The following is a 14534-nucleotide window of genomic DNA, read 5'->3' as shown; positions in this document are numbered from 1 at the left end:
GAGCTGTTTTAAATAAACCTTTGGCGTATTAATGGTTCTAACCTCCTAAAATTAAGTATGGTGTCCCCGGAATCTCCGATTTCCTATTGCAGCATAGTCGATTTACATAATACAGAGGTTGCACCCGTTTATCAATTTTGTTATAGCTTTTTTTTCCCATAGAGATTATCCAGCGGGCTTTTCGGCGCATTCGACATATCCCGCATTACATGCGTATAAATCATCGTAGTCTCGAGATTCTTATGCCCAAGTAAGTCCTGAACCTCCCGGATATTAACCCCGTTCATTAAAAGATGGGTCGCAAAACTGTGCCGTAAGGTATGAACAGACGCATTTTTGACAATCCCTGCTTTTTTAACTGCCCCTTTTACCATATTCTGAATCGCCTTATCACTTAAATGATGCCGCCTGATTTTCCCGCTTCTCAGATCAACGGAAAGCCTTTCGGAAGGAAAAACATACTGCCATCCCCAGTCTTTCGGCGCGTTGGGATATTTCCTATCTAACGCGTTCGGCAAATATACCTCACCGTATCCTTTTTCCACATCCTCATTATGCAGTACTTTGACCTTATCCAGATGCAATTTCAGCTCCGGTTTAACAAATTCAGGAAGCATGGTTGACCTGTCCTTATCGCCCTTGCCGCTGCGTACAAAAATCATATTCGAATCAAAATCAATATCCTTAACCCTCAATCTGGCCAGTTCCATAAGCCTGAGCCCGGAACCGTATATCAACTGAATAATAAGAAGATTCCTTCCTTTTACCTGTTTAAATAATTCCTGCACATCTTCCACCGCCAAAACCACCGGCAATTTTGTCCCACGTTTCGCCCTGACAGTATCTCCTAAATCACCCAATTCAACATTCAACACATTTTTAAATAAGAACAACAACGCGCTGAATGCCTGATTCTGAGTTGAAGACGACACTCTTTGCTTCAATGCCAGATAACTTAAATAATTACGGACATCATTTGAATCCAATGTATCTATTTCAAATTTGATTCCCTTCGAATCTAAAATAAAGGTATGAAATTTTTTTGCCCATTCAATATAAGTTTGCTCCGTGCTGTATGAATAATGTTTTAAACGTATTAATTCTCGTAATTTATCAATAACAGCATTAAAGTCGGGAAATTTACTATGGTTATTCTTCTGGTAGTTTGGATCCATTAACGATTTGTCGCCTTCAAGAAAATTATTAACATATAAATGTAATGCTGTCTTGGCCTGCTCTATTTGCCAGTCTCTTATTTCTTCATCATTGGATAGAGATTCCAAAAACTTCTCAATCTTGATATCAACGGTAAAAGCCTCATTTTTGTTTGAAAACGACAGAAACTTACTCACCCACAAGGCGTAAAACTGGACATTTTTTTCAGGAACAAGTTTATTGAAAATTAAATATTTTTGATATTCAGGTAGTATATTATTCAACATAAAATCCTTAAATGGACAAATATTCCATAAAATACAAAGTTCTTATTTTGTGGAATTATACAGACTATACGAAGTCGTATCAACGTTTTTCCTAATATAGTCGAATAAATCTGTTTTTCGAAAAACATTCTGGGTAGGGGCGAAGCATTTGCCTGCATATAAGAGAGAGACGTAAAATGCTGTACATACGCCAACCCCGCTATGTTGAAGGAGTTATACTGTACGCAGGCAAATGCTTCGCCCCCATTTTTCAAAAAGCCAAATTACCGCTAAGTTTATAAAACCAGATTTGTTTGACTATATTCCCTTGACCGACATCAAATATCCGGCTATAATCCCGCAAAGTTACTGTAAGCTTTTGGTAATCTGGAATTTCGTATATTAATAGTTAGGCCTCAAGAAAACATTATATGAACGCTAAAAATTCTCTCCTCCGTCGAGCAGTATTTGTCGTAGCCCTCCTTAATTTCGGCTACTTTTTTGTTGAGTTTTCTGTCGCACATTCAATAGGCTCGGTTTCACTTTTTGCAGACTCCATCGATTTTCTTGAAGATACAGCAGTTAATATTCTAATCTTTATGGCGCTAGGCTGGAGCTTGCATCGGCGATCAATGGTCGGCATGGCGCTTGCGGCAATTCTTCTAATTCCAGGGCTTTTCACGCTTTGGACAGCTTGGGGGAAATTTCTCATTCCATTGCCACCAGACGCAACCCTCCTGTCGCTTACTGGAAGTGGTGCTTTGGTTGTTAATATTATTTGTGCATTTGTCCTTGTTCGTTACCGCAAACATAGCGGTAGCCTTACACGCGCTGCTTTTCTCTCTGCGCGTAATGACGCTTTCGCTAATGTTGCCATTATTGGAGCAGGCTTCATAACCTTACTTACCCTAAGTGCATGGCCCGACTTGATCGTAGGGCTAGCAATATTCCTCATTAATCTGGATGCTGCACGCCAAGTTTACACTGCAGCCAGTAAAGAACGAGCAGATGCACTGGAATCAACTAAGGCCTAACAATCACATGCACTCGGACAGCAAAAAGCGCCGCTCGTTCCTCACTCTGCTTTTCGCTGCCGGTGATGTGAGGCGTTATACAGCATGAAAAATTTAGCTACAAAAATATTATTCCTAATATTAGGAGTGTTCGTTATGCAAGCAAATGCTCAAGAAATAGAACATATTTCTTTAATTACAACTCCAATACAGTTGCTTAAAGGCAATGTTGTTATCTCTCAAGGGACTGGATTCTATTATCTTTTAGAAGATAGCACAAAAGGGAAAATTATATTTTTAGTGACAAATTATCATGTACTAACGGGAAACTCACCAAATACGGACAAACCTCCCAAGGGAATGGGGAAGGGTCACATCTTAAATGTTAAATATTGATATTTTCTATTGCGTTATTATAATAAATTTTAGCCATTATTTAGGATTTAAGCTGCAACCCTACTCCCTCTCGTGCCGTGCCCGGTTAGCTCTACGTTATGATTGATTAAAATAAAAGGATTAAGATGAAACTAAATAAAAATATTGTAAAATTATCTCAAATGAAAAATATTGTTAATGATGAATATGTCGATGCCTCTATAAAAGATCGGATAGAAATGGTTTGGGATATTACGCAAGAATTATGGGCAATTTCAACAAAAGGAAATATAAATGCTAAATCAAGATTACAAAGAAATGTTACAAATCTTACAAAAGCATGATGTAGATTATATTTTGGTTGGCGCGTATGCGCTAGCCGCCCATGGCTATCCTCGAAGTACTCTTGATATTGACATTTGGGTTAAACCAGACAAGGATAATTCCGTAAAACTTTACAAGGCATTGGTAGAATTCGGTGCCCCTCTTGATGGTATTAATGAAGATACTTTTAAGGAAAAAGGAATTATATTCCAAATTGGTGTTGCACCATGCCGGATTGACATTATAACAGAAATTTCCGGCGATATAAAATTTGCAGATGCAAAAAGACGCTCTATTAAAGCCAAATTCGAAGGAATTTCCCCAAATATATTGTCCGTTGATGATTTAATTAAAAACAAGTGATGATTTAATTAAAAACAAGGAAGCAATAGGTAGACCAAAAGATATTGAAGATGCAAAAAGGCTAAAAAACAAATCATAACGAGGCAATGCAGCCGACCGTAAAAAGCACGACAGCTGATTTTTTTGTTCGGTGACGTTTTGCTTGACAAGAGACTTCTAACGGGTGCCCCGTTCTCTTTACTTTTTCAACAACTCCCCCAGTTCGTCTTCGAATTCTTCTTCTGATACGTAACCAACATGTTTGCTGGCTGCTTTGCCGTCTTTTCCGTAGACAATAGTTGTTGGGTAGGCATGTAGATCATACTTCCGGGCAATATCGCCCTCACCAAGATAAATGGGATAATTGATGCCCATCGCTTTCATGAATGGGGGAACAACTTCCGGCCCATTTTCATCAAATGCAACACCAATGATCTCTAAGCCTTTGTCCTTGTATTTCTTGTAAAGACTGATAAAACCGGGTATCTCCTTCCGGCAGGGCGGACACCATGTTGCCCACAGGTCAAGAATCACCACCTTGCCTTTGTTGCTCTCAAGCAAGGTGTTTAATTCAGTAAGTTTTATCGTCTTGACTGCATCTTCTGCATAAGAAATTGCCGGGGCTATAGTCAGGCTCACTGCAAACAAAAAAGCAAAACATCTATATTTAAACATTTTTTTATTCACGCTTCTCTCCATTCTGTTAAAAATTATTACAATGATTCAAGGTTTCAGCCTTGAAAGTTCGCTTCCGAAGAATTAATTGAATAACCAGTTTCCTAATATCCAATACGTGCCGCCGCTAAATACTGCGGCAACAGGCAAGGTTATGAACCATGATAAAAGTATTTCCAGCGCTTTGCGAATGTTGGCACGCCTTGTAATTAACCCTATGCCAAAAAGAGAGCCTACGGATACGTGTGTTGTAGATACCGGCATCCCAAGCTTAGTGGCAAATATTACAAGAATACTGGTGGCAAGGTTTGCTGTAAAGCCCTGACCGTGGTTTAATTTTGTGATTTTATTACTCATGGTTTCAGCCACTTTTCTTGCATTCAAAAGCCCGCCGGCAGCCATTCCAACAGCAACAGCCAGCATGCCCCAGTGTATCGACAAACCTTTAACCAATAATAAGAGCGCCACAATCTTTGGCGTATCATTAAGACCCCGCGCAAAGCTGACAACCCCGGCAGAGAAAAAATGCAAAGCATCCAGCAATTTCTGGCTATTTATACCCAGAAAACGTCCATGGTAAATTTCCTGACAGTTTTCTTCGGTGTCAATTGCAGCACTGATAGTGTTACCGTATTTTACACTCAGAGCGGGAGTGGGCGTACATGATGGAATTGCTTTTCTCTGTTCACCAACACAAAGGCACCATTCCTTAGTTATGCCGGAACGGATACGCATATTCCGAAAAATAATATAAAGACCGCTGCCAAGAGCGGTGGCAATAACAGGACTGAGTAAAAGCGGCATGAAAAAGGCGCTGCCCAGAACGGCAAAATTAACCTGTGAACCCACGGCTACAAAACCAGCGCCGACCAGGGCGCCTGTCAGGCTATGAGTGGTTGAGATTGGAAACCCTGTAATCGTTGCAACCATAACGGTAATGGCAGCGCCAATCGCCACTGCTGTGAGGAATTCAGGAGCAGAGGATATGCTTTGGGGAACCAAGCCTTTACCAGAAAAGGTCTTCACAAGACCGTATGCAAAAAATAGGGAAGCCAGCGAACCTGCAAATGTTGTAATAGTTGCCCACCAGATTGCGTATTTATAATTCGTGGTCTTACTTCCAAAGAGCGTAGCTACCCCTTTAAAGTTGTCATTAGCGCCATTTGAATATGAGAGAAAACAAGTAGCAAGAAAAAGGATTATTAAGATTGCCATCAGAAATCTATCTCCACGTTAAGAGAATCGAGGAATTTATTAAATGCTGTAAAGAGTTCCATTACACCAAGTGCCTCAACAATTTCCGAATCACTAGCGCCCCTCTTCCTTAGCTCTTCAAATTCTTCATCAGTTATCTTATTTGGGTCTTTGTTCGCCTTCCTGACAAAGGTTATGATTTCTCGTTCCTTCTCTGTAAATTTTGATTTCTCAATCTCACTCTCAATTATGTTAATTTCTTTTTCCGTCACACCGATGGATTTGAGGGCAGCCGTGTGAGCAGCCACACAATATGCGCAGCTATTGTCCTTTGAAACCAGAAGGGCAATAGCTTCCTTTGTTTTTCTACTCAAACCCCCTTGCATCATTACCGCCTTTACCTTGTTCCAGTTGGCTTTCAATAAAGGTGGAAAATGCGAGTAGGTCTTAAACAAATTTGGAACCATGCCAAAAGCACCTTCAATTTCTGCAAAAACCTCCTGTACGTCCATCGACGTTTCTTCTTTTTCTCTAGCCAAAATCCGTGCCATTATCCAGCCTCTCTATAAAAAATTTCATAGCAATTTAGTTTTCTGAAAAAACAACTATGTATGAAGGGGATTAGGCAGAGATAAACTATGGTGGATGCGCTTCGCTTCATCCATCCTACTCTAAATCCATTTCCTTTATGGAATCAGGTTCTTGCGAACCCCAATCTATGGTATAGAATCCCCTCTTTACAGCATCATGAAATGACCCATAGCGCCAATCTTTTTCATTCCTCAACAAATGTTCCCAAAATCTCCTTTGCCATACCTTCTTCTCACCTCTTTCGGTCAAGAGGGTATCCATGCCCAAAGAAAAATGCCATTTAACCAATCTCCATCGTGTTGAGAAATCATCATCGTCATGAGGCAACCTCCAGATACAGTGAATATGATCAGGAAGAACAACAATAGCATCGATAAAAAAGGTGTGTTTATTCATCGCATATTGGAACGAACGTCGTAATCTGGTAACGTTATCAGGATGGGTAAGAATTTTTTGTCGATTGTATGTCACAATCGTAAAGAAATACCAGCCTTGTTCACGATAGAGCCGGCGATATTCGCTCATGGATATTCCCTTATTTTTGTTTTGGGTAGGGTGGATAAAGGCGTGCGCCTTTTCACGCCGTATCCACCAGATTTAATATCAGGAACACAGAAAAGCGGGAATTTTCCTGTCATTTCCTGCCTTCCTGAGAAATGGTGGATGCGCTTCGCTTCATCCACCCTACATTTGCCTCTCATTCCTTTCTCCAGGCCCCCACGCGGCATCAAAGGCATCCCTTTGCTCCTCAAAGTCGTTGACATCAACGTAGAGGACTGTGGTCTCTTTTTTGTTGTATTTGTATTGATGGACATTATTTTTGTTTTGGGTAGGGTGGATAAAGGCGTGCGCCTTTTCACGCCGTATCCACCAGATTTAATATCAGGAACACAGAAAAGCGGTAATTTTCCTGTCATTTCCCGCCTTCCTGAGAAATGGTGGATGCGCTTCGCTTCATCCACCCTACATTTGCCTCTCATTCCTTACTCCAAGCTCCCACGCGGCATCAAAGGCATCCCTTTGCTCCTCAAAGTCGTTGACATCAACGTAGAGGACTGTGGCCTCTTTTTTGTTGTATTTGTATTGATGGACATTGAACTGTTCCATAAGAACAGAACACGCAACAATGCCCTTTTTTGGGTTTTAATCTTGATTTGCAATTTCACATTCGTAGAAATATTGACAGGCATCAGTAGGCATTGTTTCCTTTTTCTGATGTCCACAATTTGGACAGGTAATTACCGATTGTAAAATTACATTATGTTCCATTTTATTTTTTCAATCTTTCTCCCAATGCCTTTCCAAGTGCCCTTGCCTTCTCTATGACTTCGGGCTGCTTTTCTAAACATGGTATAATGTCCGGGGTGATTTTGGTATCCTTACCAAAGAATTTCTTTATGCCGCTTACGTTGCAAGTTTCTCCGTATCCACAGGTAAAACATGCCACAGGCCCCTGTGCCTTTACAGCGCCAACAAGTTCAATCTCATTGTATGCAAAAAAGCCTTTAATATCATCTCCTGCAACCTCGCTCATTTTAATATCCTTCCCCGGCATCTTCCAGTTTCCACCACCGCCCACAGAGGCAATTGCACCCAATTTACCGGAGAGTTTCATGCCGCCGTGTCCGTTACTATCGTGTCTAAAGCAGTAAAATCGTTCAAGAAGGGCGTGCGTAAGGGCATTCAGTCTGCCAAAATAATTTGCAGCACCGATAATAATCGCATCTGCCTCCATAACTTTGTGCATGATTGGGAGATAATCATCCTGTACTTTACAGAGGTTGTCTTCCACGCAACCTAAACAGCATATACAACCGTTAATTTTCTTGCCGTGTAAGGATATGAATTCCGTTTCTAAGCCAGTTGCATCCAAAATGGCCATCACCAGGCTCTCTGTTGTTTTACCAGCTCTCGGACTGCCACTGATCCCAAGTACTTTCATTAAAATCTCTCCTTTCTGAATCAGGTTATTGGGACTCTTTTTAATTATTTATTACTTCACAACACAATAAGTTGATAGCCTTTTCCCGCCAATTTTTCAATACTCGGATGGCCATTATATTCCGATAGGAGGGGGCATTGTCGGGTCTGGAGCTCTTCCTTTACCCCAAAAGCATGAGCGCAAAAATCACATACAATCTCATGAATTCCCGCCTTTTTTATAGCATTATACATTGGTAAGAGTTTGCTTTGTGAATCAGGATTTGACACCTCTTCTGCCCACACCGTTCCTGCACCGTCGAAAATCAAAACTACCTCATAGCCCTTCCCTTTTAATTCTGTGGCATATAGTAAAGCATGCGTAGCACGAACCATTCCTTCGTGAGTCTCTTTACCTGCTTGAAGAATGATAGCAAATTTCTTGTTTTGTATATTTGCCTTTAATGCATAATATCCGACAAATATAATAGCTATAGTGAATAATAAGATAATGAAAAGTGTCCTCTTCATGCTAACGCTCCCTTATTTTCAACAAATTGCAACGGACAGGCATCCATAAGTATTATTTCTTCCTTTGTAACACTTTAGATATTTGGAAATTGATGCAGATATTATCGCTCAACATGGGTGGCCGGATAAACTCTGTTTGTCCATGTGGGGTGTAGAGACGCAAGATTTTGCGTCTCTACACTAAACCTATTTGCGCGCGATCACGGACAAGCACAGCTTGTCCGTGCCACCCAAAACTAAACTGCAACATATTTTCAAAAAGTTAAATCTTCAGAAGGTAATGACCGACCAGACTATGGCGTTCGTAAGAAAGCAAATAAACATGGATTACATTCGGATTATTAATATCTCTGTGAAGAACCGGCCCGTCGATAGCCACCTCGTGGTGATTAATCCATGTGTCATTTGAATCCAGAAGTACACTGAAATAAGGGCTCTTATCGGGTGGATTCCGTTCCAGGTCTTGATAGCTTAAGAAGAAAGGCGGAACCCCGATTCCCATGGGCATGTATAACCCCTGTGGGTAATGTTCAACAGGAAGCTGAGGAAGTTGGTTCAGCTTGAATCCGCTGACAAAAAATCTATTCTCTTCGCCAGTTTTGGAATCTTTAAAAACCAGCTCTATTTCCTGTAAGACTTCTTCCGATGCTGGTGATTGAATGTCCCTTAGTATCGCTTTTTTGAACTCTGCAATCCTCCAATACTCATTCTTCCAGGGTTTTTCAACATAGTACCTGCCTGGCGGGGCAAAGGTCGCAAATTCAACCGAACTACCACAAAAATCCTTCCAGGTGATAACGTTCTGCACATTTGTAGTTCTGAGCTTTCTTACCTGTTCACCCGATGCAAAAATACGCTCTTGTGCCAGGAATTCAGCCTGTACCTCTCTCTCATTTAAAACTTTTCTGAGGGCTTTTAAATTGATAGAGGCGCCAGCAGGGTCTACCCAATGTTCCAATCTTCGCCAGTGCTCCCAATACGACAGGCCGGTGATTTCCTCAAATACAGCTTTATAGTGTCCAAGGGGGAACGTAAACCATCCTTGATAATATAAGGCCTTTTCCTCTTTTTCTTTCGTAAACAATAAAATTTCCCAAAGACCGGCATTTAAACAATTCTTAGCAATTGCGGCTGAATGCAAATTGCTTTTTTCAAATCCATCACCACCGGTAATTTCAATGTGTTTTGAATCTGGCTCAAAACTTACCTGCTGCCTGTTCCATTCCCTATCGGTCAGGGCAATAATCTCTAAATCTTTATCCTTTTTTGTCCATTCCGGCAGGCCTGTTACAAAAAGACCTGCGTCAATATCATTAAATACAACTTTTGCCGTATGATCATTTGTTGGTTCCAAAATCAGATCGAAATGGGTTTTATCTTTTTTCACAATTTTCAAATTCCTGTTTGAATACTGCGCATAATGAACACTGCGATTTGCAGGATCTTCGGGATATTCAAATTGAGAATATTCTTTGAGATGAATATCCATATTAACCGAGGTGGCATATTTCCTTTTAAACCAGATACCTCCTCCAGCCAGCACAATAAGGATTAAGACTATGGGCATAAAAATTATTATTGTTTTCTTTATCTTCATTTTTGCTTCCATAACACTCTTGATATAGCGCGTTATTCAGTACCTGGCGCTATAAAATAATTTGCATGGCGCTTTATTTTACGCCACTCCAGGCTTTTTATGATACTCAGAAATTCCTTAGAATTGACAAAACCGGCAATAGTTTTATCTTTGACCACAGTTCCGTCCTTATTAACAAACACGATAGTAGGCAAACCAACAACTCCATACAGGCTGCGCACCACGACGCATAAAAATCAATCATCGCTATCTTACTACTTGCTTTGGCCTGCCTGAGTCCTTCCTCCTCACTCATCACCCAATCGACTTATGAGTGGCTTTGGGCCATATCCACTCCCTGCTTTTTAATAAAGTATCTGTAAAATAATTTTGTTCTTACGCTTTTAATGACAAGCAATAATCATGATTTATTCCAACAAAATAAAAATTTTAGTAACACTTTAGATTTTTGGAAATTGATGCATCTATTATCGCTCAACATGGGTGGCACAGACAAGCTGTGTTTGTCCGTGCCACCCAAAACTAAACCGAAACATAATTTTCAAAAAGCTAAAGTCTTAGAAACAAACGCATATCAAAATTGCGGCCCTATTACTGAAGAGGCATATTATGGGCGATAGCCAGAAAATTAAACTATTGCGTGTCTGCAACTTGAACAAAAACCTTAATCACATTTTTCGCCTTCGTTAGAATGGGGATAATATCCTGATAGTTTTCAAGACCTCCGATCTGATGGGTTAACAATTTCGACAGCCATCCAGGCCATTGCATTTCAGCCAGAGAAAAGTCTTTAACACCTAATTCAAAATACTCCCGATTTGCATTCACTGTACCAACAACAACCTTATTGCCCAGAACAAATCCCATGTTAATTTTATCAGATGGTATCTCAACAGATCTCCCGCCGCCTGTCACACTGGAAAGAACAAGAACACCATTCTTCCCCAGGATGTTCATCGCTTCAAATACAAGCGGTGAATAGCCCGTCGCTTCGAGAATGAGATCAAAAGGGCCATGATCTCCGAAAGATTCCGTTAAAGTAACATCCTGAAGACTATGATAGCATGCACCTATTTGATTCAAAAGCTGAGAGTTTAAGTAAGGTGGTTTGGTCCGTCCGAAAGCACAAACCTGCAATCCGCGAAGACGCAGCGCCAGAGTTGCCTGCAATCCGATAGTACCGGCACCGAGCACAGCGGCCCGCTTGGGACGCCACACCCTTAACCGTCGCTGGATTTCATACGCCTGAGCTATCCCCTTTTCGATCACACTGGTAGGTTCCAGAAGTACGCCTACCTCTTTTAACCCCGGTGGAACTTTAACGATATATTCCGGTTCATCCACATAATACTCAGTCATATACCCATGTCTCAGATTGATTCCCCGTTCATAATAGACATCGTCTGTAGTCATGTCGTACGTCCCGATTTTATCATATAGGGAAGTTCCAGGACGTCTGACCGTTGCCACAACATAATCACCGGCCTTCAGACCACTCACATGAGAGCCCACATCTTCGACAATGCCAAAAGACTCATGACCAATAATGAGAAAATCATCTCCGGGTGGCGCAGTACCATACTCTGCGGCATTAATTTCTTTATCTGTCCCGTCAACGCCCACTCTCAGCACCTTTACCAGAACACCTCTTCCATCAGGGACATCAGTCACCATTGGTTTGGGTATCTCCCGTATATGCAATGAATCTGGCCGACCCGGTACAACTGCAATGGCTTTCATTGAATCCCTCTGCCTTTCTTTTGATTCCTATAGAATCAAGGTTGTCCGACGTCCCTGGGTTGCAGCAGTTTTGCCACCAAACCGGTCCAGCCGGTTTGATGAGAAGCGCCAGCACCCCTTCCGGTATCGCCGTGAAAATACTCATGAAACAATAGGTAATTTCGAAAATGCGGGTCTTTTTGAATTTTTTCACTGTAGCCGAATACAGGACGATTCCCATCCTTATTCTGCAAAAATATTCGGGTCAGACGCCGCGACAGCTCATTGGCAACATCATTGATGGTCATAAAATTTCCTGACCCCGTCGGGCATTCAATCTTGAAATCGTCTCCATAATAGTGATGGAATTTTTGCAGTGACTCGATAATCAAAAAATTCATGGGAAACCAAATGGGTCCCCGCCAGTTGGAATTGCCGCCAAACAAACCTGAGTCCGACTCGGCAGGCTGATAAGACACTGAAAATGTATTGCCGTTAAAATGTAAGACAAAGGGGTGTTCCAGGTGATAACGGGATAATGCCCGAACCCCGTAATCAGACAAAAACTCACTTTCATCCAACATGCGCTTAAGCAGATGTTTCATCCGGTGTCCCCGCAGCAGCGAAAGCAGCCGCCGCTCGCCAACACCGGGTTCTGTCCAGCGGGAAATCAGACTTGCCAGGTCGGGCCGGTTTTCCAGAAACCAATCGAGCCGCTTCTTAAACTTCGGGACCTGTTCAAGAAGGTGAGGCTCAAGGGTCTCAACTGCGAAAAGAGGAGTTAATCCCACCATAGAGCGCACTTTTAACTGCATGACATCACACTTGCTATGATTTGCTATGGGGCAATGAAGAACATCATAAAAAAATTTATCATCCTCATTCCACAAATTAATGCCAATGTTACCAAGATTTTTCATTGCGGCGGCGATATAGAGGAAGTGTTCGAAAAACTTGATTGCCAGATCCTGATAGATGGGATTATATATTGACAATTCAAGGGCAATGTGCATGAGATTCAGACAATACATAGCCATCCAGCTCGTTCCATCGGCTTGTTCGATATGCCCACCGGTTGGCAATGCCGCACTTCGGTCAAAGACGCCAATATTGTCCAATCCCAGAAAGCCCCCCTGGAATAGGTTATGACCATGCTCATCCTTTATGTTGACCCACCAGGTAAAGTTGAGCAAAAGTTTATGGAAGACCCGTGACAGGAAATCAATGTCCCCTTTCCCCTTATTTCTTTTTTTATCAATTTTATAGACACGCCACGTTGCCCAGGCATGGACAGGGGGATTCACATCGCTAAAGGCCCATTCGTAGGCTGGCAATTGTCCGTTGGGATGCATGTACCATTCGCGGGTGAGTAGTAAAAGCTGCCCTTTGGCAAATTCCGGATCAACCAACACCAGTGGCAGACAATGAAATGCCAGATCCCATGCGGCATACCAGGGGAATTCCCATTTATCAGGCATGGAAATAATGTCTGCGTTGTGAAGATGAACCCATTCATGATTGCGTCCATCCAACCGTTCGTGAGGCGGTGGGGGCTGCCCGCTGTCTCCCGTTAACCATCTGCGCACATCAAAATAATAAAATTGTTTTGACCAGAGCATGCCGGCAAATGCCTGGCGCTGCACATTCCTTGCATCTTCCTCTTTGATTTCTGACTGCAGGTCCGCGTAGAATTCATCCGCTTCCGCAATGCTTTGCTGAAACATCTTGTTAAATTTTTTAAAGGGGCTGGACAAGGCATGTCCCGAGAATCTTAAACGAATACTTGTTGCATTACCTGATGAAATGGTGCGCTGGTAATGTGCCGCTCCTTTGGTGCCTTTTTTTGCAGGATTTATGGCCATCTTATGCCCGTTTACGATATAATCATTAATGCCGTCCTTGAAAAAACCCTCCATAGATGACAACCCATACAACCGCCGGTAATTCGTCTCATTTTCACAGAACAACAGCTCCGGTGCTCCATCACAATAAAGCCACCTGCTGCCAAGATCTACGTGTTCTACACGGATGATTTCTTTATTTACCGCAAACAGTTCAGGTTTAAAGTCTGTTAGTCCCCATGACCAGGTATTTCGAAACCACAACTGCGGTATAATGGATACGGTCGCATCTTCCGGTCCCCGATTGTGAATAGTAAAACGAATCAGGATATCTTCCGGCGAAACTTTGGCGTACTCGATAAACACGTCAAAGTACCTATTTTCATCAAATATCCCGGTATCAATAAGTTCAAATTCCGGTTTATGTCTTCCGCGACGTCGATTTTCATTCACCAGCTCCGTATAGGGGAATTCTTTTTGCGGGTACTTATACAACATTTTCATATAAGAATGCACCGGGGTATTATCGAGGTAGTAATAATATTCTTTCACGTCTTCACCGTGATTCCCTTCGTTCCCTGTCAGGCCAAAAAAACGTTCTTTCAGGATTGTATCACGGCCGTTCCAGAGGGCAAGGGAAAGGCATATCGTTTGTCTGTCATCACAAAAACCGGCGATTCCCTCTTCTCCCCATCGAAATGCCTTACTCCGTGCGGCATCGTGGGAAACATATTCCCATGCGGTACCCTGAGGACTATAATCTTCCCTGACGGTTCCCCACTGGCGTTCCGTTACATATGGACCCCATTTCTTCCACGATTTTTCCCCGCTTTTATCTTCTTCAAGGCGCATTTTTTCTGAATTCATAATTTTCTCCTTTTTATTCGTTAATCATCGGGCGGCCGTTTTTTGGTGTCAGGTATTCCAGATATTCTATACCCGGTGCTGAATCAACATTGAGCCGTGTACTCAACAACCGTGCGTTGAATAC

Annotated in this window: 17 protein-coding genes and 1 pseudogene; 4 read left to right on the top strand and 14 right to left on the bottom strand. The window is 42.0% G+C overall.

The window, feature by feature from the left end:
- Positions 1-140: 140 nt before the first annotated feature.
- Positions 141-1442, bottom strand: a complete 1302-nt coding sequence (locus tag KSMBR1_RS13055) for an integron integrase (protein WP_197705199.1) — start codon at positions 1440-1442, stop codon at positions 141-143.
- Positions 1443-1852: 410 nt separating this feature from the next.
- On the opposite strand from KSMBR1_RS13055, the gene KSMBR1_RS13050 reads away from it, so the two are divergent.
- The 4 genes from KSMBR1_RS13050 to KSMBR1_RS13035 all read left to right on the top strand — a co-directional run bounded on the left by KSMBR1_RS13050 (position 1853) and on the right by KSMBR1_RS13035 (position 3496).
- Positions 1853-2455, top strand: a complete 603-nt coding sequence (locus KSMBR1_RS13050) for a cation efflux transmembrane domain-containing protein (RefSeq protein WP_099325727.1) — start codon at positions 1853-1855, stop codon at positions 2453-2455.
- Positions 2456-2539: 84 nt separating this feature from the next.
- Positions 2540-2830: a hypothetical protein gene (locus KSMBR1_RS13045; protein WP_099325726.1), complete on the top strand. Its 291-nt coding sequence runs from the start codon at positions 2540-2542 to the stop codon at positions 2828-2830.
- 125 nt (positions 2831-2955) lie between these two features.
- Positions 2956-3153: a hypothetical protein gene (locus tag KSMBR1_RS21630; protein WP_099325725.1), complete on the top strand. Its 198-nt coding sequence runs from the start codon at positions 2956-2958 to the stop codon at positions 3151-3153.
- Positions 3104-3496: a hypothetical protein gene (locus KSMBR1_RS13035; RefSeq protein ID WP_157820597.1), complete on the top strand. Its 393-nt coding sequence runs from the start codon at positions 3104-3106 to the stop codon at positions 3494-3496. The genes KSMBR1_RS21630 and KSMBR1_RS13035 overlap by 50 nt, the downstream gene beginning before the upstream one ends.
- Before the next feature lie 177 nt (positions 3497-3673).
- On the opposite strand, the gene KSMBR1_RS13030 is transcribed toward KSMBR1_RS13035, so the two are convergent.
- The 13 genes and pseudogenes from KSMBR1_RS13030 to KSMBR1_RS12970 form a co-directional block, all read right to left on the bottom strand.
- Positions 3674-4162, bottom strand: coding sequence for a TlpA disulfide reductase family protein (locus tag KSMBR1_RS13030; RefSeq protein WP_099325723.1), 489 nt, complete (start codon positions 4160-4162; stop codon positions 3674-3676).
- Between the two features lie 72 nt (positions 4163-4234).
- Positions 4235-5365, bottom strand: a complete 1131-nt coding sequence (locus tag KSMBR1_RS13025) for an inorganic phosphate transporter (RefSeq protein ID WP_099325722.1) — start codon at positions 5363-5365, stop codon at positions 4235-4237.
- Positions 5365-5895, bottom strand: coding sequence for a carboxymuconolactone decarboxylase family protein (locus KSMBR1_RS13020; RefSeq protein ID WP_099325721.1), 531 nt, complete (start codon positions 5893-5895; stop codon positions 5365-5367). The genes KSMBR1_RS13025 and KSMBR1_RS13020 overlap by 1 nt, the downstream gene beginning before the upstream one ends.
- Before the next feature lie 115 nt (positions 5896-6010).
- A complete protein-coding gene (locus tag KSMBR1_RS13015; RefSeq protein ID WP_099325720.1) occupies positions 6011-6460 on the bottom strand; it encodes an REP-associated tyrosine transposase in 450 nt (149 codons plus the stop codon).
- Positions 6457-6915 carry a hypothetical protein gene (locus KSMBR1_RS13010; protein WP_099325719.1) on the bottom strand — a complete coding sequence of 153 codons (459 nt, stop codon included), beginning with the start codon at positions 6913-6915 and terminating at the stop codon, positions 6457-6459. The genes KSMBR1_RS13015 and KSMBR1_RS13010 overlap by 4 nt, the downstream gene beginning before the upstream one ends.
- Positions 6899-7042 (bottom strand): hypothetical protein, encoded by a 144-nt coding sequence (locus KSMBR1_RS21625; RefSeq protein ID WP_164994264.1) that lies wholly within the window; start codon positions 7040-7042, stop codon positions 6899-6901. Before KSMBR1_RS21625 ends, KSMBR1_RS13010 begins: the two co-directional genes overlap by 17 nt.
- Positions 6978-7204: pseudogene (locus KSMBR1_RS22835) on the bottom strand (GDCCVxC domain-containing (seleno)protein). The gene KSMBR1_RS21625 and the pseudogene KSMBR1_RS22835 overlap by 65 nt, the downstream one beginning before the upstream one ends.
- Before the next feature lies 1 nt (position 7205).
- Complete coding sequence (locus KSMBR1_RS13000; protein ID WP_099325718.1) at positions 7206-7877, bottom strand: flavodoxin family protein; 672 nt, start codon at positions 7875-7877, stop codon at positions 7206-7208.
- A 56-nt stretch (positions 7878-7933) separates the two neighbouring features.
- Positions 7934-8386 (bottom strand): DsrE family protein, encoded by a 453-nt coding sequence (locus tag KSMBR1_RS12995; protein ID WP_099325717.1) that lies wholly within the window; start codon positions 8384-8386, stop codon positions 7934-7936.
- A 262-nt stretch (positions 8387-8648) separates the two neighbouring features.
- A complete protein-coding gene (locus KSMBR1_RS12990) occupies positions 8649-9983 on the bottom strand; it encodes a hypothetical protein (RefSeq protein WP_157820596.1) in 1335 nt (444 codons plus the stop codon).
- 32 nt (positions 9984-10015) lie between these two features.
- The gene (locus tag KSMBR1_RS12985; protein ID WP_157820595.1) at positions 10016-10177 is read right to left on the bottom strand and encodes a hypothetical protein; all 162 of its coding nucleotides are present in this window, start codon (positions 10175-10177) and stop codon (positions 10016-10018) included.
- Positions 10178-10616: 439 nt separating this feature from the next.
- Positions 10617-11723, bottom strand: coding sequence for a glucose 1-dehydrogenase (locus KSMBR1_RS12975; RefSeq protein WP_099325713.1), 1107 nt, complete (start codon positions 11721-11723; stop codon positions 10617-10619).
- Positions 11724-11758: 35 nt separating this feature from the next.
- Positions 11759-14410, bottom strand: coding sequence for an MGH1-like glycoside hydrolase domain-containing protein (locus KSMBR1_RS12970; protein WP_099325712.1), 2652 nt, complete (start codon positions 14408-14410; stop codon positions 11759-11761).
- Between the last annotated feature and the right edge of the window lie 124 nt (positions 14411-14534).

It is taken from the genome of Candidatus Kuenenia stuttgartiensis (assembly GCF_900232105.1).
In the GTDB taxonomy this organism is placed as follows: Bacteria; Planctomycetota; Brocadiia; order Brocadiales; family Brocadiaceae; genus Kuenenia; species Kuenenia stuttgartiensis_A.
The sequence above is the reverse complement of the archived record's forward strand: the minus strand, read 5'-3'. Positions and strand labels throughout refer to the sequence as shown.

Bases quoted from the DNA above. Each gene is read 5' to 3' on its own strand.
- KSMBR1_RS13010 (WP_099325719.1), bottom strand. From the start codon at position 6,915: ATGAGAGGCAAATGTAGGGTGGATGAAGCGAAGCGCATCCACCATTTC.
- KSMBR1_RS13035 (WP_157820597.1), top strand. From the start codon at position 3,104: ATGCTAAATCAAGATTACAAAGAAATGTTACAAATCTTACAAAAGCAT.
- KSMBR1_RS12970 (WP_099325712.1), bottom strand. From the start codon at position 14,410: ATGAATTCAGAAAAAATGCGCCTTGAAGAAGATAAAAGCGGGGAAAAA.
- KSMBR1_RS13045 (WP_099325726.1), top strand. From the start codon at position 2,540: ATGAAAAATTTAGCTACAAAAATATTATTCCTAATATTAGGAGTGTTC.
- KSMBR1_RS13055 (WP_197705199.1), bottom strand. From the start codon at position 1,442: ATGTTGAATAATATACTACCTGAATATCAAAAATATTTAATTTTCAAT.
- KSMBR1_RS12975 (WP_099325713.1), bottom strand. From the start codon at position 11,723: ATGAAAGCCATTGCAGTTGTACCGGGTCGGCCAGATTCATTGCATATA.
- KSMBR1_RS13000 (WP_099325718.1), bottom strand. From the start codon at position 7,877: ATGAAAGTACTTGGGATCAGTGGCAGTCCGAGAGCTGGTAAAACAACA.
- KSMBR1_RS21625 (WP_164994264.1), bottom strand. From the start codon at position 7,042: ATGGAACAGTTCAATGTCCATCAATACAAATACAACAAAAAAGAGGCC.
- KSMBR1_RS12990 (WP_157820596.1), bottom strand. From the start codon at position 9,983: ATGAAGATAAAGAAAACAATAATAATTTTTATGCCCATAGTCTTAATC.
- KSMBR1_RS13015 (WP_099325720.1), bottom strand. From the start codon at position 6,460: ATGAGCGAATATCGCCGGCTCTATCGTGAACAAGGCTGGTATTTCTTT.
- KSMBR1_RS13050 (WP_099325727.1), top strand. From the start codon at position 1,853: ATGAACGCTAAAAATTCTCTCCTCCGTCGAGCAGTATTTGTCGTAGCC.
- KSMBR1_RS13020 (WP_099325721.1), bottom strand. From the start codon at position 5,895: ATGGCACGGATTTTGGCTAGAGAAAAAGAAGAAACGTCGATGGACGTA.
- KSMBR1_RS12995 (WP_099325717.1), bottom strand. From the start codon at position 8,386: ATGAAGAGGACACTTTTCATTATCTTATTATTCACTATAGCTATTATA.
- KSMBR1_RS21630 (WP_099325725.1), top strand. From the start codon at position 2,956: ATGAAACTAAATAAAAATATTGTAAAATTATCTCAAATGAAAAATATT.
- KSMBR1_RS13025 (WP_099325722.1), bottom strand. From the start codon at position 5,365: ATGGCAATCTTAATAATCCTTTTTCTTGCTACTTGTTTTCTCTCATAT.